Source organism: Streptomyces sp. NPDC031111 (assembly GCF_055570675.1).
In genome coordinates this window covers 121,665-141,282 of sequence record NZ_JBVIGS010000010.1, presented here as the reverse complement: position 1 = coordinate 141,282, position 19,618 = coordinate 121,665, and the positions used below count along the sequence as shown (strand labels likewise).

Sequence of the window (19,618 nt, the reverse complement as noted above, 5' to 3'; positions counted from 1 at the left end):
GGCCGGTGTCCGTTCCCCCGACCCTACGCGGGAATGATCGCTTCCGCCGCCCGCCGTGCGGCGGGTCCGCCCGGGCGACGTAGCCTGAACGTCCGTCCGACGCCGAGGGGGGCTGACGTGAGCATCGCAGCAGAGGATTCCGGCCCGCCCGCATGGCGGCTGCTGCTCGGGTATGTGCGGCCGCACCGGTGGGCCCTGCTGGGCGGCGCCCTGCTGTCGCTGTTGACCGGGGCGACGGGGCTGATGCTGCCGCTGGTGGCCCGGGACCTGATCGACGACCTCTCGGGCGACCGGGGGATCACGGGCGCGCTGCTGCTGATGTCGGCGCTCGTGGTCGCCAACGCGGTGCTGGGGGCTCTGGGTTCGTATGTGCTGCGGCGCACCGCCGAGTCGGTGGTGCTCGGGGCGCGGCGCTCGCTGTCGTCGTATCTGCTGCGGCTGCGGATCACCGCGGTGGACCGCAGTGAGCCGGGCGATCTGATGGCCCGCATCACCTCCGACACCACCCTGCTGCGCGAGGTGACCACGGACTCGCTGGTGGGGCTCGGCACGGGTGGTCTGACCCTCCTCGCGACCGTGGCGCTGATGGGCTTCGTGGACCCGGTGCTGCTGGGCGTCACGCTGGGCGTGATCGCGCTGGCGGGGACGGTGCTCGGCGTGATCGTGCCGCACATCAACCGGGCCTCCCGGCAGGCGCAGGACGCGGTCGGTGTCATGGGAGCCTCGCTGGAACGGGTGCTGGGCGCGCTGCGCACGGTGAAGGCGTCCGGTGCCGAGCCGCGCGAGGAGCGGGCGCTGCACGAGGCCGCGCAGGAGTCGTGGCGGCAGAGTGTGCGCGCCGCCAAGTGGTCGGCCGCGGCGGGCAACACGGCCGGGCTGGCGATGCAGATCGCGTTCATCACGGTGCTCGCGGTGGGCGGGGCGCGGGTGGCGACGGACGCCATCGACATCGGCACGCTGGTGGCGTTCCTGCTGTTCGTGTTCTATCTGATGGCGCCGATCCAGCAGGTCGTCGGCGCGATCACGCAGTACCAGACGGGCAGCGCCGCCCTCGCCCGGATCCAGGAGGCGCTGCGGCTGCCCGCGGAACCGGCGGCCGGGCCCGCGGGGTTGCCCGCGCCCGGCGAGGCGCCCGCCGCGCTCGCCTTCGAGGACGTGCGCTTCCGGTACGCAGACGACCTGCCGTACGTCCACCACGGGGTGACGTTCACCGTGCCCGCCCGGGGCATGACGGCGTTCGTGGGCCCGTCCGGCGCGGGCAAGACCACCGTGTTCTCCCTCATCGAGCGGTTCTACGATCCGGATTCCGGCGTGATCACACTGGACGGGCGGGATCTGGCGGACTGGGAACTGTCGCGGCTGCGGGCCGCCATCGGGTACGTCGAGCAGGACGCGCCGGTGCTGTCGGGCTCCCTGCGGGACAACCTGCTGCTGGGCAATCCCGAGGCGGACGAGGGCACCCTGACGCGGGTGCTGAAGACGACCCGGCTCGACGGTCTGGTGTCCCGGCTGCCGGACGGGCTCGACACCCTCGTCGGGCATCGCGGCACCAAGCTGTCCGGCGGTGAGCGGCAGCGGGTCGCGATAGCCCGCGCCCTGCTGCGCCGGCCCCGGCTGCTGCTGCTCGACGAGGCCACCTCGCAGCTGGACGCGGTGAACGAGGCGGCGCTGCGGGACACCGTCGCCGACGTGGCCCGTACGACGACGGTCCTGGTGGTCGCGCACCGGCTGTCCACGGTGACGACGGCCGACCGGATCGTGGTGATGGACGCGGGCCGGGTCCGTGCCGTCGGCACGCACCGGGAACTGGTGACCACCGATCCGCTGTACGCGGAGCTGGCGGCCACGCAGTTCCTGGCGGCGGCCGAGTGAGCGGCGCGGAGGGCGCGGGGCCGGGCTTGCCCTGCCCGCCGGGCCGGAGGACGCTCGTAGGAGAGGCCGTCCCGGCCCGCCGGAGCCACGGGCCGCGGCCTCGGAGGAGGTACGTCATCATGACCACCGCGGCACACCCCGTCTTCGGCACCGACACGCTGCGCCGGGGCATCGAGGCGGACACGTCGGCGACGCTGATGTCGCTCTACGCGGACGACGCGGAAATGCGCATCGTGGACCGCAACACCCAGCCCAGCCACCCCAAGGTCCTGCACGGCCGGGACGAGATCGCCGCCATGCTGGACGACGTCTACAGCCGCGACATGACACACACGCTCGAGGCGTGCGTCGTCCAGGGAGATCACGCCGCCTACTGCGAGAGCTGCCGGTACCCGGACGGGGTGCGGGTGCTCTCGGAGTCGATGCTCACGCTGCGGGACGGCAAGATCACCGGGCAGGTGATGATCCAGGCCTGGGACGAGTAGGGCCGACGGCAGGGACGTTCACCGCGTCCAGGCCCGGTACTGCATCACGTCGCCCGCGCGCACACGGTACTCGGGCTGATCGGTGGTGAACGTCTGCTCCAGGCCCAGGACGGCGCCCGTGGACGGGTCCAGGATCAGCATGTGGCGGACGCCGGAGCCGCCGTCGTACACATGGGCCTGGCCGGGCCGGCCCAGCCGGTCCGTCACCTCGCCCGCGGGCCGCAGCCCTTCGGCGTCCGCCAGCAGCCGGGCGAGCGCGGCGGACTCGCGGGCGCCGAGTGTCCAGTGGTCCAGCAACTGTGCGGTGGAGTCGAGGAGTTCGGGCCTGGAGTGGGCGACCTCCTGCCCGCCATCGGGGCACAACTTCCGCACCCTGCCGCGGATCCGCAGCGAGTCCCCGGCGTTCGACCTGCACCACACCCCGCCGCGGCCGGTGCGGGAGTTGAGCGTCCGGTGACCGGCGGGAAGGGCGCCTCCGTGGACATGGAGGCGCTGCTCAACGAGACCGAGGGGCACCTCCTCGTCGATGCGGCCCGCGCCGAGGCCCGTACGGCCGCGGCCGATCTCACCGCCGGGCTCGGCTGGCTGACGGAGAGTCAACGGGACGAGGTGGACCGGCAGTTCACCGAGCGGTATCTGGCGCTCAGCCGGACGTCGTGGCGGCGCACCGTGGAGCGGGCCGAGGAGCTGCGGGCGCAGTACGAGACGCGCTACCGGCTGCTGCGACGGCGACTGCTGGGCTGCACGCTGCTGGGCTGCGCCCTGGCCGTCGGGTTCGCTCTCGTCGCCCTGTCCGCCGCTTAGGTCCTGTCGGCGAGGGTGCTTCGTGCCGCCGCCACGAAGTGCTCGACGAGGGCTGAGGGGCGGGAGGCGTCCCAGGCGAGGGCCACCACACCGGGCGGGACATCACTGACCGTGACGTAGGAGATGTCGGGGCGGGGGAAGACCGCCGCCACCGACTCCGGCACCAGCACCACGCCGCGTCCGGGCCGGACGTACGCCAGGATCTCCTCCATGTCGTGGACGTCCGGACCGTGCGGCGGGTGCGTGCCGTCGGGGCGGGGATCGGCGTTCCACACGGCCGACCAGGCGGGTTCCGCGCCCGCGTACCGGAGCAGCGGTTCCTCCGCGAGGGCGTGCAGATCGAGGGCGTCCTTGCCGGCCAGCGGGTGACGGTCGGGGAGGACGGCACTGAGCCGTTCCCGGTACAGGGGCAGCAGGTTCAGCCGGTCGGAGTCGACGGGCAGGCGGACGAACCCCACGTCGGCGGTGCCGTCGAGCAGGTCCTTCGACTGGGCCCACCAGCGCAGGCGGACCAGTTCGATGCGCACCTCGGGGTGGCGCGCCGAGAAGGCGTGCAGCGGCGCGGTGATCTCGGAGCTGAGCATGAAGCCGACCTTGAGCAGATGCTCGCCCGTGGCGATGCGCCGGGCGCGGTCCCGGGCGGCACGGGCGGCGGCCAGCAGGGCCCTGGAGTCCTGGAGGAACTGCTCGCCCGCGGGGGTGAGCGCGACCTCGCGACTGCTCCGGGTGAACAGGGCGACGCCGAGGTCGTGCTCCAGCTGCTGTATCTGGCGGGACAGGGCGGGCTGGGTGACGTGCAGGGCGGCCGCCGCCTGCCCGAAGTGCAGCCGTTCGGCCACGGCGACGAAGGAGCGCAGTCTGCGCAGATCCAGATCGACCGGCTCGCCGCTCATGTCGCCCGCCTCCCGGCTTCCTGCGTCGATGCGCCGCCGTCATCGTCCGCGCCACAAGAAGCATTGGACCCCTGGGGAACGGCGCGCCACGCTGGTCACATGCCGCGAAGGGCGTGATCCCCGCGGTCGGGCCGCTGCCTCCCGACCGGGTGTCCTCCCACCGTATCCCGCGGCGCCGACCGCGGGCGGCCTCCGTTCGCCCGCCCGGAACTCCCGGAGGATGTCCGTGATGCGTGCCGCCGTCGCCACCGGGGCCGGTGCCCCGCTCGCCCTACAGGATCTCGACGTCCCGGAGCCCGGTCCGGGCGAGGTCGTCGTCAAGGTCACCGCCTGCGGTGTCTGTTTCTCGGACCTGAACCTGCTGCGGGGCCACTACCCGTTCGCCCGTTTCCCGGTCGTGCCCGGTCACGAGATCACCGGCGTGGTGACGGCCGTGGGCGCCGGCGTGACCTTCCCCGAGGTCGGCACCGCGGTGGGCGCGCAGTTCCTGTACGACTCGTGCGGGCACTGCGACTACTGCGTGCGGGGCGACCTGATCCTCTGTCCGGGCAAGGCCGTCACCGGTGTCGTCGCCGACGGCGGATACGCCCAGTACGCGCTGCTCAAGGCCGGCTTCGTCACCCCGCTGCCGGCGGGTCTGGACCCGGTGGCCGCCGCGCCGCTGATGTGCGCGGGGCTGACCGCCTTCAACGGGCTGCGGCAGGGCGGGGTGCGGGCCGGCGCCCGGGTCGCCGTGGTGGGGGCCGGGGGCGTGGGCGGTCTCGCGGTGCGGTACGCCGTCGCCATGGGGGCGCGGGTCGCTGTGGTCGGCCGGTCACGGCGCGGCGAGGACCAGGCCAAGGCGCTGGGCGCGGAGCTCTTCGTCGCCGCCCGGGAGACCGACCCCGCGCAGGCGCTCAAGGCGTGGGACGGCGGCGCGGACCTCGTCCTCAACGGCGCTCCGTCGACCGAGGCGGCCGCCGCCACGCTCGGCGGTCTGGCCCCCGACGGGACGCTGGTCCTGTGCGGCTACGGATCGGAGCCGCTGGTGCTGCCGACCATGCCGATGGTGCTCAACCGGCTGCATGTGGTGGCCTCGCCGTCCGGCTCACCCCACGACCTGCGCGACACCCTGGCCTTCTCCGCCGCGCACGGCATCCTGCCGGAGGTCACCCCGATCGGTCTGGACGAGGCGCCGGCCGTCCTGGACGCGATGGCCGCGGGCACCGCCCGGGGCCGCAGCGTCATCGCCTTCGCGTAACGACCCGTTCCCACCCCTCCCCCGTTCCCCGCCACTCGTCAGGAGTGCGAGATGTCCCACGTCGTTCTGGTCACCGGCGCCTCCAGTGGTTTCGGCGCGCTGACCGCCCGTGCCCTCGCGGACGCCGGGCACACCGTCTACGCCGGTATCCGGCAGACCACCGGGCGGAACGCCCCGGCGGTCGCCGAGGCCCGTGCGCACGCCGCCACGCACGCGGTCGACCTGCGCACCGTCGAACTCGACGTCTCCAGCCAGGAGTCCGTCGACGCGGCGGTGCGGACCGTGACCGCCGAGGCCGGACGGATCGATGTCGTCGTCCACAACGCCGGCCACATGGTGCTCGGTCCGGCCGAGGCCTTCACGCCCGAGCAGCTGGCCGAGATCTACGACACCAATGTGCTGTCCACCCAGCGGGTCAACCGGGCCGTGCTCCCGCAGATGCGGGCCCGCCGGGACGGACTGCTGGTGTGGGTGGGCTCCTCCAGCACCTACGGGGGCACTCCCCCGTATCTCGCCCCGTACTTCGGCGCCAAGGCGGCGATGGACCACCTGGCGAAGAGCTACGCCGTCGAGCTGTCCCGTTTCGGCATCGACACCGCGCTCGTCGTCCCCGGCTCCTTCACCTCCGGCACGAACCACTTCGCCCACGCGATGCATCCACGGGACACGGCCACGGCCGAGGAGTACGAGGGCCTGTACTCCGGTCTGATGGACGACATCGGCAAGCGGCTCGCCGCCCTGGCGCCGCCGGACGCGGACGTGGCCGAGGTCGCCCGCACGATCGTCGCGGTCGTCGACACGCCGAAGGGCAGCCGGCCCTTCCGCGTCACGATCGACCCCGTCGACGACGGCTCCGAGACGGTCAGCGATCTGGCCGACCGGGTCCGCACCGAGTTCTACGCCCGCATCGGCTTCCCCGACCTCCTCACCACCCGAACGGCCGAGGGCACCTGATATTTGTCGTGTACGCGCTCTTGTGGCCGACGGCTCCCTTCCTTACTTTTCAGTAAGTTGAATCTCAGAGCACGCGCTTCCGGATTCTGGAGAGAGCCGTCATGCCGGTCCGCAGAACCAGGCACCTGTACGCCATCGCCGCAGCGCTCGTCCTCACCGTCACGGCACCCACCGCCGCCACCGCCGCCGAACCGTCCGCAGGCTCCTCCGCGCCCCTGCGCGAGGTGCTGTTCGTCGGCAACAACTGGGACGGCACCGCCGATGTCATCGAGTCCTCCGGTGACTTCGAGCGGCTCGGCCGGATCGACGTCGTCCCCGACAAGGCCGAGCGGATGGCCGAGATCAACGCCGACCCGATCCACTGGATCTACTTCATGGCCATCCGCAACAGCGTCGGCGAGGGGCACGACCAGTTCGTCGACGACATGTACTCCACCCCGGACGGCACCTCGGTGGTGGTCTCCCGGCCCAGCTTCGCCGACGTCGTCTCCCTCGACCTCGCCACCGGACGGGTCAACTGGCGCTTCCCCGTGTCGGGTTACCGCTCCGACCACATGGCCGTCTCCCCCGACGGCAGGCGCGTCGCCGTATCGGCCTCGACCTCCAACACGGTGCACGTCCTGGACATCGGGACCGGTGAGGAACTCGGCTCCTTCAAGACCGGCGACAAGCCGCACGAGAACGTCTTCAGCCGGGACGGCAAGTACATCTGGAACATGTCCATCGGCGAGGTGAACACCGCGCTCGACGCGACCTGGCTGGACTGGACCAAGGGCGACCGCCGTGTCACGGTCGTCGACGCGACCACCTTCGAGCAGGTCGAGGTGATCGACATGCGGGAACGGCTCGACGCCGCCGGCCTGAGGAACCACTCGGACGCGGTGCGCCCGGCCGCCTTCTCACCGGACGAGTCGAAGCTGTACTTCCAGGTGTCGTTCTTCAACGGCTTCTTCGAGTACGACGTCGCCACCGACCGGATCACCCGCACCAAGACCCTGCCGAAGAACCCGGCCACCAGCGACGACCGCACCACCTGGGTCAACGACTCCCGCCATCACGGCATCACCATGAAGCCCGACGGCACCAAGCTGTGCGTGGCCGGCACCATGGACGACTACGCGACCGTCGTCGACCGGGCGACCCTGGAGCAGGGTCCGCTCGTCGCCGCGTCCAAGCCGTACTGGGCGACGGTCAGCGGTGACGGGAAGTCCTGCGTGGTCTCCGAGAGCGGCGCCGACCGGGTCACCGCCATCGACTTCGCGACCGGTGAGAAGACCGTGTCGGTACCCGTCGGGGACCATCCGCAACGGGTGCGCCTCGGTCATGTGGAGGCCGGCTGGCCGGGCACCTCCGGGAACTGACCGGGGCGGGCCGGGCGGCTCTCAACCGCCCGCCCGGCGCACCACGTTGAGCAGGTACTCCCTCCGGTTCAGCGGGTTGTGGTCCGTGCGCGGGCGCCGGGGCACCGTGCCGTGCGTGACGGGCGCGTAGTGCCCGAAGGCGCTCTCCAGCTCGCCCTCGCCCCGGGTCAGCCCCGGCAGCCGCTGCTCCAGCTCGTGCACCCGCGCCGCGGGCACCGTGCCCTCCAGGACGCAGAGTTCACCCCGGGTCCGCGTGGTCCGCGGTACGGCGCCCAGCCCGGACAGCACCGGCAGCAGGGCGCCGAGGGTGTCCGCCGGGGCCTCGAGACGGAAGCGGTGCATCGGCCGGCACACCACGGTGCCCGCCCGCCGCAGGGCCTCGATCAGCACGAGCGGGGTGAGGCCCCGGAAGTCGGCCCCCGTGCTCGACATGCTCTTGTCGAAGCCCTGGTGGGCGTGGCTCTGCCGGGGACAGTAACCGGAGTGGGTCATGGTGACCGTGCAGTCGGTGACCCGCCAGCCGTGCAGCCCCTGTTCGAGCGTCTCGCGCACGGTGTCCTCGACCGCCTTGAAGAAGGCGTACGGCATCGCGCCCAGCTCCACCTCCAGTCCGAAGTCCACGCCCGAGCCCGGCGGCGCGGGGTCGACCCGCAGGCCGACCGTAGCGAGGAACGGGTTGGCGTCCTTCTTGACGAACTCCACGGCCGCCCCGGTGCCGGTCGGCCGCTCGACGCACAGCGGCGTCGTCCCGCGGAAGGTCACGTCGAGCCCGTACTCCTCGGCGAGGGTGGCCTGGACGACCTCCTTCTGGACCTCGCCGTAGAGCGACACGGAGGTCTCGCGCCGCCGCTCGTCGTGGCGCACGGCGATCAGCGGGTCCTGTTCGGCGAGCTGGGTGAGCGCGAGGTGCAGCGCCCCCGGGTCGGCGTCCGGTGCGGGCACGACGACGGTCTCCAGGGTGGGCGGCGCGAAGAAGCGCCCGTGCTCCTCGCGGGGTTCGCCGATCGCGTCGCCGACGCGGATGTCCGCCAGTCCCCGGAGCCGGGCGATACCGCCCGCCCGCACCGCGTCCGTACGCGTGTCCGTACCGTCGGCGAAGACGCTGATCCCGGTGATCCTGCCCTCCGCCCCACGGGTGCCGCCGAACGGGACCCGGTCGCGGGTGCGCAGCGTGCCGGAGAACATGCGCGCGTAGGCGACCTTCTCCCCCGCCGGCCCCCGCTCGACCTTGAACACCGTGCCGGACGGTGGGCCGTCGGGGTCGCCGTCGGCCGGGGGGAGCAGTTCCTTGACGCCTGCCAGCAGCGCGTCGACGCCGGCACCGGTGATGGCGGAGCCGAAGAAGACGGGGTGGACGAGGGCCCGCCGGGTCTGCTCGACCAGGGCGGCGCGCAGGTGCCCGTCCGTGAGGGTGCCGTCCACGTAGGCCGCGAGCAGGTCGTCGTCGTGGTCGGTGAGGACGTCGAGGGCGGCCGCGGAGCCGCCCGGCACGAAGTGGGCCTCGGGTGTGCCGAGCGCGCCGGTGGTGCCCATGGGCACGATGGCCGGAGTGAGGCGCGCCGAGACCGAGCGGAGCAGCTCCGTCTCCCGTGCCCCGCGCCGGTCGATCTTGTTGACGAAGAGCAGGGTCGGGATGGACAGCCGCCGCAGGGTCCGCATCAGCACCCGCGTCTGCGCCTGTACGCCCTCGACGGCGGACACGACCAGCACGGCCCCGTCGAGCACGCCGAGCACGCGCTCCACCTCGGCGATGAAATCGGGGTGACCGGGCGTGTCCAGGAGGTTGACCGTGACGTCGTCGAGCGGGAACGAGACGACGGCGGACTTGATGGTGATGCCCCGCCGCCGCTCCAGCGCGAGGGTGTCGGTGCGGGTGCTGCCGTCGTCGACGCTGCCGATCTCGTCGATCACTCCGGCCGAGTGCAGCAGCCGCTCGGTCAGGCTGGTCTTACCGGCGTCGACATGGGCGAGGATTCCAAGATTGAGCAGGTGCACGAAGCGTCATGTCCTTCGGAGAGCGAGCCGATCCTTCCTGGGGGGACATGAACGGTGCGCGCATTGCTGCTCCTTGGTACCTCGGCTGTGTCGTCCCCGGCAGTGCAACAGACCGGCGGGGACGCCCGCAACGCATTAAGCCGGCACGGTGGGTGCGGGCGGGGCTCAGACCACTTCGAGGTTGGCCATCATGCCCATGTCCTCGTGCTCGGCGTTGTGGCAGTGGAAGAGGTAGCGGCCGCGGTAGCCGTCGAAGCGGGTGAGGATCTCCGCCGTTTCCCCGGGTCGCAGCGACACGGTGTCCTTCAGGCCGGCGTCGTGCGGCAGCGGCGGGCGCCCGTCGCGGGAGAGCACCCGGAACCCCGTCTGGTGGAGGTGGACCGGATGGTGGACGTCGGCGGTGAGGCGCCACACCTCCACTGCGCCGCGCCGGGTGCGGACGTCGGTGCGGGACGGGTCGAAGGGCCGCCCGTTGATGAACCAGCCCTGTCCCTGTTCCAAGTGCCCCGCGCGGAAGGTGAACTCGCGGACGGTGGCCGCCTGTGAACGCCGCCAGGTGGGCAGGTCGTCGGCGAGCGTCCCGGGGATCCGGCTGTGGTCGCGCGCCGTGCGCGCGACGTGGAACGCCATGACCTCTCGGGTGCGTGCGCTGCCGAGCCGGTTGCGCAGCCGCACCCGGGTACCGGGCAGCAGTCCGGTGAAGTCGACGACCACGTCGTACCGCTCCGCCGGTGCGAGGGGCAGGCTGGTGTGGGTGACGGGGGCGGCGAGCAGTCCCTGGTCGGCGCCGATCTGCACCAGGTCGAGGCGGCGTCCGTCGTCCGTGACGGCCTCGAGCCGGTAGTGGCGTGCGTTGGACGCGTTGAGCAACCGCAGCCGGTGGCGTACGGCGTCGACCTCGTGGACGGGCCACGGCGCCCCGTTGACCACGATCACGTCGCCCAGGACACCGGCCGCGTAGGGCTCCCTCACCCCGGGCCGGTCGCGCAGCTCCGGGTCGAGGGCCGGGTAGGCCAGGGACCCGTCGGCGGCGAACGCCCGGTCGGCGATCGTCAGCGCCAGTTCCCGCTCGCCGCGGGGCAGGTCCAGGGCGTCCTCGACCGCGTCACGGACGATGTGCATGCCGGTCAGGCCACGCCAGATCGCCGGGGCGGTGAAGTCCATCCGGTGGTCGTGGTACCAGAGCAGCGCGGCCCGCTGGTCGAGCGGGTACGTGTACTCGCGGGTCACCCGGGTCGTCACCGCGTGCGGGTCGTGGGCCATGTGAGCGCCGTGGGGGTGCCGCCGCCGGTGGGACGCGGGGTCGGGCCAGCCGTCCGGGAGGACGAGGTCGGTGGGGTAGCCGTCGGACTCGGCCGGTGTGCGACCGCCGTGCAGGTGCACCGCGGTGGGCACGGGGAGTTCGTTGCGGTGCCTCACGGTGACCGGCCGGCCGCGACGGGACTCGATGGTGGGGCCGGGGTAGGTGCCGTTGTAGGTCCACAGCGTCGTCGGCACGCCCGGGAGGATCTCCGCGGTCACCTGGCGCTGGGTGATCTCGTACCGGTCGGCACCCGCGGAGGTGACGGCCGGGGCCAGGACGGGCGGCAGCGGCAGCGGCACGGTGTACGGCTCGGGCAGCGGTACGGCGCTGCGCAGTTGCCTGCCGGTGGCCGCCGTCGCGGTGCCGCCGGTACCGCCCGCCGCGACCAGCCCGAGGGCGGTGCCGAGCCCGAGGACCCGGCGCCGCGTCAACTCCGTGCCCGGCGAGGCGTTCCGGCGGACGGTGCGGTCGGACTCGGTGCGGGCGGTGGTCAGCCCGCTGGGGGCCGGCTGGTCAGACATGGGTGCACTCCCGGCGCGACAGGCTCGCGCGTGCGTGGTGGGGATCGGTCTGCGGCGCGGAGCGCGCCGAGGGATGCGCGGCAACGATGTACCGGACAACTCGCCACATATTGCCCCGACACGGACACTGCGACCAGCACCGACACCACGGCGGCGCGGCCCGGCGCGGGGTGCGGTGGTGGCGCCGGCGGACGGGTGGGAGCGTGGTAGCCCGGGGAAGGAGCGGATCGTGCGTGACATTCTCCCTGTGCTCGGCCGCTGGTACGCCTCCCGCGTACCGTTCGGCCTGGCCACGGTCGTCGGGGTGAGCCGCAGCGCGCCGCGCGGTCCGGGCGCGGCGATGGCGGTCGGCCCGGACGACGAGGTGGTGGGCAGCGTCTCCGGGGGCTGTGTGGAGGGCGCGGTGTTCGAGCTGGCGCGGGAGGTCGTCGCCGACGGCGAGGCCCGGCTCGAGACCTTCGGCTACAGCGACGAGGACGCCTTCGCGGTGGGTCTGACCTGCGGCGGCGAGATCACCCTGCTGGTGCGTCCGGTCACGCCCGAGCTGGACCCGGCGTTCGGTGCCGTCGCGGAGTCGGTCGCCGCGGGCGAGCCGGTGACCGTGGCGACGGTGACCGGCGGACCCGCGCCGCGCGGTGCCGCCCTCGCCGTCTGGCCGGACCGGGTCGCGGGTGGCCTGGGGACGACCGGGCTGGACGCGGCCGTCACCGCCGACGCGCGCGGCGAACTGGCCCTCGGCGCCACCGGACTGCGGCACTACGGGCCACGGGGCGAGCGCCGTGAGGACGCGGTGGGTGTCTTCCTGCACTCCTTCGCGCCACCACCGCGCATGCTGGTCTTCGGCGCGATCGACTACGCGGCGGCCGTGGCCCGCATCGGGGCCTTCCTCGGCTACCGGGTCACCGTCTGCGACGCCCGCCCGGTCTTCGCCACGCCGCGGCGCTTCCCGGAGGGCGTCGAGGTGGTCGTCGAGTGGCCGCACCGGTATCTGCGCGACACCGCGACCGACGACCGCACCGTGATCTGTGTGCTCACCCACGACCCGAAGTTCGATGTGCCGCTGCTGGAGGAGGCGCTGCGCCGGCCGGCCGCCTACATCGGCGCGATGGGCAGCCGCCGCACCCACGCCGACCGCACGGAGCGCCTGGCCGAGGCCGGACTCACCGAGGGCGAACTGTCCCGGCTGCGCTCCCCGGTCGGGCTGGACCTCGGCGCCCGTACGCCGGAGGAGGTGGCCGTGTCCGTGGCCGCCGAGATCGTCGCACTGCGCTGGGGCGGCACGGGCGCGCCGCTCTCCGTGACGCAGGGCGCGGTCCATCCCGCCCCTCCAGCCTCCTGACTCCCGTGATTCCCACCGACGACACGACGGTGACCGGGTGGGGCGAACCCGTGAAACCGGGTGTGTGAGTCCGGCGGAGGAGGGGTAGTCGCCCGTTATCACCTCCGATCGTGGGAAGGAGGTCCGTGAGAGAGAGCAACTACTCGCAGCGCCCGGGCCGCTTCCACCGATACGAAGCGGCCCGGACCGTCAGCGCCGGGGCAGCCGGTGGAGTTCCACCTCCGTGAGCCGGCCCCCGGCCACCGTGGCTGTCATATAGGTGCAGTGGGGCTGCCGGCGGCGGTCCGTCGGCGATCCCGGGTTGAGCAGACGAAGTCCCGTGGGAGCGGTGGTGTCCCACGGGATGTGGCTGTGCCCGAACACCAGCACGTCCAGCTCGGGGAAGCGGGCGGCGCACCGGGCCTCCCGGCCCCGCGCCGGGCCCGTCTCGTGGACCACACCGAAGCGCAGCCCGCCGAGGTCCGCGTACGCGACCTCCGGCAGCCGGGCGCGCAGTTCGGGCCCGTCGTTGTTGCCGTACACGCCGACGAGTCTGCGGCTGCGGCTCTCCAGCAGATCGAGGGTGGCGGTGTCGACCCAGTCCCCCGCGTGCAACACCACGTCGGCGCGCGGGAGTTCGTCCAGCAGTGGCGCGGGCAGCCGCTTCGCCCGCCTGGGCAGGTGGGTGTCGGACATCAGGAGAAGTCGCACCAGCGAAGAGTAGGCGGGGTCGCGCCGCGGACGGCGCGCCACGCCTCAACCGACCGCGCGGGCGTTACGATCGGGCCACGCAAACCAAGCCCGCACGTTCGACGGCGAGAGATCCGAAGGGCCCGAAAATCCAGATGCCGGTCAAGGTCAGCGTCATCGTTCCCGTGTACAACCCGGGCGTCTACATCGAGGACTGCATTTCCTCGCTGCAACGGCAGTCGCTGCCTCCCGACGAGTACGAGGCGATCTTCGTCGACGACGGCTCCACGGACGGGACACCGGCCCGGCTCGACCGGCTCGCCGCCGAGGACTCACGGATGCGGGTGATCCACCAGGAGAACTCCGGCTGGTCGGGCAAGCCCCGCAACGTGGGGATCGACGCCGCGCGGGGCGAGTTCGTGATGTTCGTCGACAACGACGACTACCTCGGCGACGAGGCCCTGGAGCGGATGTACGACTACGGCGTGGCCAACGGCGCCGATGTCGTCGTGGGGAAGATGGCCGGCAAGAACCGCGGGGTGCCGGTGGAGCTGTTCCGCCGCAACCATCCGCGGGCGACGGTCGCGAACGCGCCACTGATCGACAGCCTCACCCCGCACAAGATGTTCCGCCGGGAGTTCCTCGACCGTATCGGGCTGCGGTTCCCCGAGGGACGGCGACGGCTGGAGGACCACGTCTTCGTCACCGAGGCGTTCCTGCGCGCGGACAACGTGTCCGTGCTCAGTGATTACGTCTGCTACTACCACATCCGGCGCGACGACGCCTCCAACGCCGGCTTCCAGCGCTTCGACCCGGTGGGGTACTTCAAGAACCTTCGGGAGGCGCTCGACGTCGTCGAGCGGTACACCGAGCCGGGGCCGGTGCGGGACCGGCTGTTCCGCCGCTGGCTGCGGGTGGAGATGGTGGAGCGGCTGCGGGCCCGGCGGCTGCTGGGGCTGCCGGACGACTACCGCAGGGAGCTGTTCGCGGAGATCCACGAGGTCGTCGTCGAACGGTTCGGCCCGGGGGTCGCGGCCGGGTTGCAGCCGACGCAGCAGGTCGTCGCCGCCCTCACCGAGGCCGACCGGTACGACGACGTGGTGGCGTTCGCGGAGTGGGAGGCCGGTGTCGCCCCGACGGCGACACCCACGGGCGTGGAGTGGCGGAACGGCACGCTGCACCTCGGATTCACCGCCGAGTACACCTCCGCGCGCGAGCCGATGACCTTCCCCGCGGACGCCGCCCGCACCCCGCTCGCCGACCCGCCGAAGGACGTCGAGGAGGCGGTGGCGTGGGTCGGCGCGGAGACCGCGGCCCGGTTCCCCCAGGCCACGGCCGATCTGCTGCTGCGTGAACGGTCCAGCTCCGCCCAGTACTTCCAGCCCGTGGAGTTCACCCGGGAGACGGTTCCCGTCGAGGGCGGCGAGCGGGTGCGGCTGGTGCTGCGGGCCACCGCGACCGTCGATCCGGCCGGGCTGCCCGGCGACGGGGTGTGGGACGCCGTCGTGCGGGTCAAGCTCGGCGGCTGGACCAAGGAGTGCCGGCTGGGCCCCGCCCCGCGTGCCACGCGTCCCGAGCCGTACGCGGGTGTGGCCGGCGGCCGCGCGGTCCTGCCGTACTGGACCGAACCGCACGGGAACCTGTCGCTGGAGACGGGCGTCAGGGGCAGGCGGATCGGCCTGGACGGTGTGCGGCGGCCGCATGTCACCGTCTCCGGGACCCGGCTGAGCGCCCGACTGCCGCTGCACGCTTCGGGCAGTGCCCGGGTGGGGGTCCGGTTCAGCTCCTCCGGCAGGGCGCTGCACGCGCCGGGCACGCTCAGCGGCGCTCCGGACGGACCCGGTTCCCTGCTGGAGGTCACCCTGCCCGCGGGGCTGTCCCGGGGGATCTGGCGGGTCGCCCTGAGCCTGGACCCGGATGCCGCGCGCCCCGGCCCGGCGGCGCTGCCGTTCGCGCTGCGCGCCGCCGGCGGCAGGATGCTGGTGGTGCCCGTCCCGCGTCCCGGCGCGGTGCGGAAACTGGTACGGACCGCCCGACGGGCACTGCGTGCCGCCCGTGCGAGGGTGTCCCCGCTGGTCGGCCGAATGCGGTGACGGGGCGGGCCGGGGCGGAGCGCCCATAGGAGTGTCCGCAAGTCGCGTCGTCCGCCCGGAGGGCGGGCCTCGCGGCGTCTGGTGCGTGCTCCAGGGGTCCCCCGACCGACGGCTGGGGAAGTACCGGGCGGACGCCCGCGTACTGGTCGTACTCGGGTGTCCGCCCGGTGCGGCGAGAGGGCGTGCCACCGTCCCGGGGCAGGCGCGACTGTGCGGACACGCCCTGGGCCCGCCGTCCTCGTGCGAGAGCTGCCGCGCGGGCCCCGAGGGGCCGCGCGGCAGGGGGCTCAGTGGCTGACGCCGACCTGTTCCAGGGCACGGCGCAGGGGCTCCCAGCCCACGCGTCGCGGCAGGCCGCGGTTGCGGGCCGGGGCGAGCGCCCGCCAGAACCCGGCCTCCAGCAGCGCCTCCGGGGGCACCGCCCCGGCCCGCTCCAGGATGGCCTCGGGCACCTTCTGCGGGTCGGGCACCTTGTACTCGGTCATGATCTCGTCGTACTTGTCGTGCAGCACCGTGTTGGCGGGGTCGGCGCCGAAGATGACGAGCTGGCCGGTGGGCTGGGTGTCGACGAGAACGGTCACCAGGTCGGGGCGGTAGCGCGCCAGCACCTCGGTGATCTTGTAGACGTCGCCGGTCCAGGCGGTGGTGTGCCGGTCCCGGGCGGCCTCGTCCACGCTGCGCGGCAGCATGTCGTCGAGGACGATCACGCTCGACCAGTCGGAGTGCTTCTCGACGTTCATGAAGTCGCGCAGGGCGTACTCGAACAGGTGCATGCCGTCGATGAAGGACAGGTCGAGCGTGGTGCGGCGCCAGTGCCCGATCGGGCTCCGGCCCCGGCGCAGATTGCGCAGGGGGTGCCGGCCGCCCTTGAGGTGGGCCAGCGGGTTGTCACGGGCGAAGAAGTCGTCACTGGTGGCCTTCACCAGGTGGACGTCGCACTTCAGCTCCGAGACCACCTTGAAGGCGGGGTCGACCGCGATGCTGGGGACGCGTGACAGGCGCAGGCTGCGGCCGTCGTTGACGCCGATCTCCAGGTAGTTGCGGTTGGCGCTGACCTTGTGCAGTTCCCGGAGGAACTCATGGCGTTTCACGAAGGGGACTCTCCTTGCGGATGCGGGGCAGTGCTTCGTGCAGGGCGGCACGCCAGTCGCGCGGTGCGGGCAGGCCGATCTCCTGCCGGCGGTCGTGCGCGAGGGCGCTGTACGCGGGGCGCGGCGCGGGCCGCGGGAAGGCCGCCGTGGTGGTCGGCCGTACCCGTTCCGGGTCGGCGCCGATCAGTCGGAACACCTCCCGGGCCAGGTCGTACCAGGTGGCCTCGCCGGAGTTGGTGGCGTGGAAGACGCCGTGCGTGCCGTCGCCGAGGCGGGGGCCGAGGTCGGCCAGGTGCTCGGCGACGTCCGCGCTCCAGGTGGGCTGCCCCCGCTGGTCGTCGACGACGTCGACGGTGGGGCGGCGAGCTTCGAGACCGATCATCGTCCGCACGAAGTTAGCGCCGTGCACCCCGTAGAGCCAAGCGGTGCGCACGATCGCGCTCTCGCCGGGCAGTTCCTCCCGTACGGCCCGTTCACCGGCGAGCTTGGAGCGGCCGTAGGCGGTGCGGGGGTCGGTGGGGTGGTTCTCGGGGTAGGGGGCGGTGCGGGTGTCGCCGGAGAAGACGTAGTCGGTGGAGACGTGGATCAGGCGGGCGCCGTGGGCGGCGCAGGCGCGGGCGAGCAGGCGGGGTCCCTCGCCGTTGACCAGGGTGGCGCGTTCCTCGTCGGTCTCGGCGTCGTCGACGGCCGTGTAGGCGGCGCAGTTGACCACCAGGTCCGGGCCGTGCCCGGCGAGCGCCCGGTCGGCGGCGCCGGGGCGGGTGATGTCGAGGGCGGTGCGGTCGAGGGCGGTGACCTGCTCACCGCGCCGGGTCAGTGCGGCGACGACGTCCCGGCCGAGCATCCCGCCCGCGCCGGTGACCAGCCATCTCATGTCCGCTCCCCGGTGATGCGCCGCTTGAGCGGTTCCCACCAGGCGCGGTTGTCCCGGTACCAGGCGACGGTCTCGGCGAGGCCCTCGCGGAAGTCGTGGCGCGGGCGGTAGCCGAGTTCGTCGCGGGCCTTGGTCCAGTCGACGGAGTAGCGCAGGTCGTGGCCCTTGCGGTCCTCGACGTACTCCACCATGTCCCAGCCGGCGTCGCAGGCCTCCAGGAGCAGGCCGGTGAGTTCCTTGTTGGTGAGCTCGGTGCCGCCGCCGATGTTGTAGATCTCGCCCGCGCGGCCCTTGGTGCGGACCAGTTCGATGCCGGCGCAGTGGTCGTCGACGTAGAGCCAGTCGCGGACGTTGAGGCCGTCGCCGTACAGCGGGACCTTCTTGCCGTCGAGGAGGTTGGTGACGAAGAGGGGGACGACCTTCTCGGGGAACTGGTGCGGCCCGTAGTTGTTGGAGCAGCGGGTGACGCGGACGTCCAGGCCGTGGGTGCGGTGGTGGGCGAGGGCGAGCAGGTCGGAGGAGGCCTTGGAGGCGGAGTACGGGGAGCTGGGCGCCGGCGGGTGCTCCTCGGTGGCCGAGCCCACGGCGAGGGAGCCGTAGACCTCGTCGGTGGAGACGTGCACGAAGGTGCCCACGTCGTGGCGGACGGCGGCGTCGAGGAGGACCTGGGTGCCGACCACGTTGGTGAGCACGAAGTCGGACGCGGTGCGGATGGAGCGGTCGACGTGGGACTCGGCGGCGAAGTGGACCACCTGGTCGGCCTGGGCCATCAGTGTGTCGACGAGGTCGGCCTCGCGGATGTCGCCCTGGACGAACTCCAGCCGGGGGTGCCCGAGTTCGAGGTTGTCGAGGGTGCCGGCGTAGGTGAGCGCGTCCAGCACGGTGATCCGCGGCGCGTCGGGCGTGTCGGAGGCGAGGAGCCCGCGGACGTAGCGGGAGCCGATGAAGCCGGCGGCGCCGGTGACGAGGAGGTTCATGAATGGATCTGCACCTTGCTGTGGTCGCCGAGGACGAGTCGGTGGGCGCTGGGGACGCTGGGGGCGGGAGTCACCTCCACGTGCCGGCCGATCAGCGAGGCCTCGATGCGGCCGACGCCGTCGATCGAGGAGTCCCGCAGCACGATGGAGAACTCGAGCTCGCTGTCGGTGATCCGGCAGTTCTCCGCGACGGAGGTGAAGGGGCCGACGTAGGAGTCGCTGACGACCGTGCCGGCGCCGATGACGGCGGGGCCGACGACGCGTGAGTTGACGATCCGCGCGCCCTCCTCCACGACGACCCGGCCGATGGTCTCCGAGCGGTCGTCGACCCGGCCGTCGATGCGGCGTTCGACGCCTTCGAGGACGGACCGGTTGACCTCCAGCATGTCGACGACGTTGCCGGTGTCCTTCCAGTAGCCCTGGATGACGGTGCAGCGCACGTCGGCGCGGGAGTCGATCAGGTGCTGGATGGCGTGGGTGATCTCGAGTTCGCCGCGCCAGGAGGGCTTGACGGCGCGCACCGCCTCGTGGACGGCCGGGGTGAAGAGGTAGACGCCGACGAGGGCGAGGTCGCTCTTGGGCTCGTCCGGCTTCTCCTCGAGGCCGATCACCTGGCCGGTGGCGTCGAGTTCGGCGACTCCGAAGGAGCGGGGGTCGGCGACGCGGGTGAGCAGGATCTGCGCGTCGGGCCGGTTCCGTTGGAACTCCTCGACGAGGCCGTTGATGCCGCCGACGATGAAGTTGTCGCCGAGATACATCACGAAGTCGTCGTCGCCGAGCCAGTCGCGGGCGATCAGCACGGCGTGGGCCAGCCCCAGGGGTTGTTCCTGGGGGATGTAGGTCACCTGGAGACCGAATTTCGATCCGTCGCCGACCGCGTCCTCGATTTCCGCGGCCGTGTCGCCCACGATCATTCCGACATCGGTGATGCCCGCGTCCGCCAGGGACTCCAACCCGTAGAAGAGCACGGGCTTGTTGGCCACGGGCACCAATTGTTTGGCCGAGGTGTGGGTGATCGGCCTCAGCCGGGTTCCGGCACCGCCGGACAGCACGAGAGCCTTCATCTGACTCACCATAGTCGGGTTCCGGCAGCCGGAACATCATTTGCTTTACTCGTTCATTACGAAAACCCGGTGAAAGGACCGGT

The 19,618-nt window shown here is 72.5% G+C and carries 16 protein-coding genes and 1 pseudogene; 8 read left to right on the top strand and 9 right to left on the bottom strand.

The genetic code is table 11. The annotated features are described in order from the left end of the window. Window positions 1-117 precede the first annotated feature (117 nt). Together ACZ470_RS21745 and ACZ470_RS21740 are read left to right on the top strand one after the other, a co-directional pair. Window positions 118-1,872 (top strand): ABC transporter ATP-binding protein, encoded by a 1,755-nt coding sequence (locus ACZ470_RS21745; RefSeq protein ID WP_468429454.1) that lies wholly within the window; start codon window positions 118-120, stop codon window positions 1,870-1,872. 119 nt (window positions 1,873-1,991) lie between these two features. Continuing rightward, the gene (locus tag ACZ470_RS21740; RefSeq protein ID WP_468429453.1) at window positions 1,992-2,357 is read left to right on the top strand and encodes a nuclear transport factor 2 family protein; all 366 of its coding nucleotides are present in this window, start codon (window positions 1,992-1,994) and stop codon (window positions 2,355-2,357) included. Between the two features lie 18 nt (window positions 2,358-2,375). Here ACZ470_RS21740 and ACZ470_RS21735 read toward each other — a convergent pair. Continuing rightward, window positions 2,376-2,681: pseudogene (locus tag ACZ470_RS21735) on the bottom strand (CU044_5270 family protein); the annotation flags it as partial. Window positions 2,682-2,810: 129 nt separating this feature from the next. Between ACZ470_RS21735 and ACZ470_RS21730 the strand changes: the two are divergent. Then, window positions 2,811-3,161 (top strand): hypothetical protein, encoded by a 351-nt coding sequence (locus ACZ470_RS21730; protein WP_468429452.1) that lies wholly within the window; start codon window positions 2,811-2,813, stop codon window positions 3,159-3,161. Here ACZ470_RS21730 and ACZ470_RS21725 read toward each other — a convergent pair. Beyond that, on the bottom strand, window positions 3,158-4,054 hold the full coding sequence (locus ACZ470_RS21725) for a LysR family transcriptional regulator (protein WP_468429450.1): 897 nt from the start codon (window positions 4,052-4,054) through the stop codon (window positions 3,158-3,160). The genes ACZ470_RS21730 and ACZ470_RS21725 overlap by 4 nt on opposite strands. 229 nt (window positions 4,055-4,283) lie before the next feature. On the opposite strand from ACZ470_RS21725, the gene ACZ470_RS21720 reads away from it, so the two are divergent. The 3 genes from ACZ470_RS21720 to ACZ470_RS21710 all read left to right on the top strand — a co-directional run bounded on the left by ACZ470_RS21720 (window position 4,284) and on the right by ACZ470_RS21710 (window position 7,609). Continuing rightward, complete coding sequence (locus ACZ470_RS21720; RefSeq protein ID WP_468429448.1) at window positions 4,284-5,294, top strand: alcohol dehydrogenase catalytic domain-containing protein; 1,011 nt, start codon at window positions 4,284-4,286, stop codon at window positions 5,292-5,294. 51 nt (window positions 5,295-5,345) lie between these two features. Continuing rightward, window positions 5,346-6,248 carry an SDR family oxidoreductase gene (locus ACZ470_RS21715; protein ID WP_468429447.1) on the top strand — a complete coding sequence of 301 codons (903 nt, stop codon included), beginning with the start codon at window positions 5,346-5,348 and terminating at the stop codon, window positions 6,246-6,248. Between the two features lie 101 nt (window positions 6,249-6,349). Beyond that, window positions 6,350-7,609: a YncE family protein gene (locus ACZ470_RS21710; protein ID WP_468429445.1), complete on the top strand. Its 1,260-nt coding sequence runs from the start codon at window positions 6,350-6,352 to the stop codon at window positions 7,607-7,609. A gap of 21 nt (window positions 7,610-7,630) precedes the next feature. On the opposite strand, the gene ACZ470_RS21705 is transcribed toward ACZ470_RS21710, so the two are convergent. Continuing rightward, window positions 7,631-9,604, bottom strand: a complete 1,974-nt coding sequence (locus ACZ470_RS21705) for a GTP-binding protein (protein ID WP_468429443.1) — start codon at window positions 9,602-9,604, stop codon at window positions 7,631-7,633. A 165-nt stretch (window positions 9,605-9,769) separates the two neighbouring features. Then, window positions 9,770-11,428 (bottom strand): multicopper oxidase family protein, encoded by a 1,659-nt coding sequence (locus ACZ470_RS21700; RefSeq protein ID WP_468429441.1) that lies wholly within the window; start codon window positions 11,426-11,428, stop codon window positions 9,770-9,772. Between the two features lie 229 nt (window positions 11,429-11,657). Between ACZ470_RS21700 and ACZ470_RS21695 the strand changes: the two genes are divergently transcribed. Further along, window positions 11,658-12,767 (top strand): XdhC family protein, encoded by a 1,110-nt coding sequence (locus ACZ470_RS21695; protein ID WP_468429440.1) that lies wholly within the window; start codon window positions 11,658-11,660, stop codon window positions 12,765-12,767. A gap of 189 nt (window positions 12,768-12,956) precedes the next feature. Here ACZ470_RS21695 and ACZ470_RS21690 read toward each other — a convergent pair whose 3' ends face one another. Then, window positions 12,957-13,457 carry a metallophosphoesterase family protein gene (locus ACZ470_RS21690; RefSeq protein WP_468429439.1) on the bottom strand — a complete coding sequence of 167 codons (501 nt, stop codon included), beginning with the start codon at window positions 13,455-13,457 and terminating at the stop codon, window positions 12,957-12,959. Window positions 13,458-13,591: 134 nt separating this feature from the next. Between ACZ470_RS21690 and ACZ470_RS21685 the strand changes: the two genes are divergently transcribed. Further along, a complete protein-coding gene (locus ACZ470_RS21685) occupies window positions 13,592-15,529 on the top strand; it encodes a glycosyltransferase family 2 protein (protein ID WP_468429438.1) in 1,938 nt (645 codons plus the stop codon). Window positions 15,530-15,816: 287 nt separating this feature from the next. Here the strand turns inward: ACZ470_RS21685 and ACZ470_RS21680 are convergent, their stop codons facing one another. The 4 genes from ACZ470_RS21680 to ACZ470_RS21665 are packed head-to-tail and all read right to left on the bottom strand — an operon-like array spanning window position 15,817 to window position 19,535. Continuing rightward, complete coding sequence (locus ACZ470_RS21680; RefSeq protein WP_468429436.1) at window positions 15,817-16,620, bottom strand: class I SAM-dependent methyltransferase; 804 nt, start codon at window positions 16,618-16,620, stop codon at window positions 15,817-15,819. Then, window positions 16,607-17,494, bottom strand: a complete 888-nt coding sequence (rfbD, locus tag ACZ470_RS21675) for a dTDP-4-dehydrorhamnose reductase (RefSeq protein ID WP_468429435.1) — start codon at window positions 17,492-17,494, stop codon at window positions 16,607-16,609. The genes ACZ470_RS21680 and rfbD overlap by 14 nt, the downstream gene beginning before the upstream one ends. Then, complete coding sequence (gene rfbB / locus ACZ470_RS21670) at window positions 17,491-18,471, bottom strand: dTDP-glucose 4,6-dehydratase (protein WP_468429433.1); 981 nt, start codon at window positions 18,469-18,471, stop codon at window positions 17,491-17,493. Before rfbB ends, rfbD begins: the two co-directional genes overlap by 4 nt. Beyond that, entirely contained in the window at window positions 18,468-19,535 is a 1,068-nt protein-coding gene (locus tag ACZ470_RS21665) for a glucose-1-phosphate thymidylyltransferase (protein ID WP_468429432.1), read from the bottom strand. Before ACZ470_RS21665 ends, rfbB begins: the two co-directional genes overlap by 4 nt. Between the last annotated feature and the right edge of the window lie 83 nt (window positions 19,536-19,618).

Coding starts and splice junctions, on each gene's coding strand:
- ACZ470_RS21740 (WP_468429453.1), top strand. CDS start 1,992: ATGACCACCGCGGCACACCCCGTCTTCGGCACCGACACGCTGCGCCGG.
- ACZ470_RS21725 (WP_468429450.1), bottom strand. CDS start 4,054: ATGAGCGGCGAGCCGGTCGATCTGGATCTGCGCAGACTGCGCTCCTTC.
- ACZ470_RS21720 (WP_468429448.1), top strand. CDS start 4,284: ATGCGTGCCGCCGTCGCCACCGGGGCCGGTGCCCCGCTCGCCCTACAG.
- ACZ470_RS21715 (WP_468429447.1), top strand. CDS start 5,346: ATGTCCCACGTCGTTCTGGTCACCGGCGCCTCCAGTGGTTTCGGCGCG.
- ACZ470_RS21710 (WP_468429445.1), top strand. CDS start 6,350: ATGCCGGTCCGCAGAACCAGGCACCTGTACGCCATCGCCGCAGCGCTC.
- ACZ470_RS21700 (WP_468429441.1), bottom strand. CDS start 11,428: ATGTCTGACCAGCCGGCCCCCAGCGGGCTGACCACCGCCCGCACCGAG.
- ACZ470_RS21685 (WP_468429438.1), top strand. CDS start 13,592: ATGCCGGTCAAGGTCAGCGTCATCGTTCCCGTGTACAACCCGGGCGTC.
- rfbD (WP_468429435.1), bottom strand. CDS start 17,494: ATGAGATGGCTGGTCACCGGCGCGGGCGGGATGCTCGGCCGGGACGTC.
- rfbB (WP_468429433.1), bottom strand. CDS start 18,471: ATGAACCTCCTCGTCACCGGCGCCGCCGGCTTCATCGGCTCCCGCTAC.
- ACZ470_RS21665 (WP_468429432.1), bottom strand. CDS start 19,535: ATGAAGGCTCTCGTGCTGTCCGGCGGTGCCGGAACCCGGCTGAGGCCG.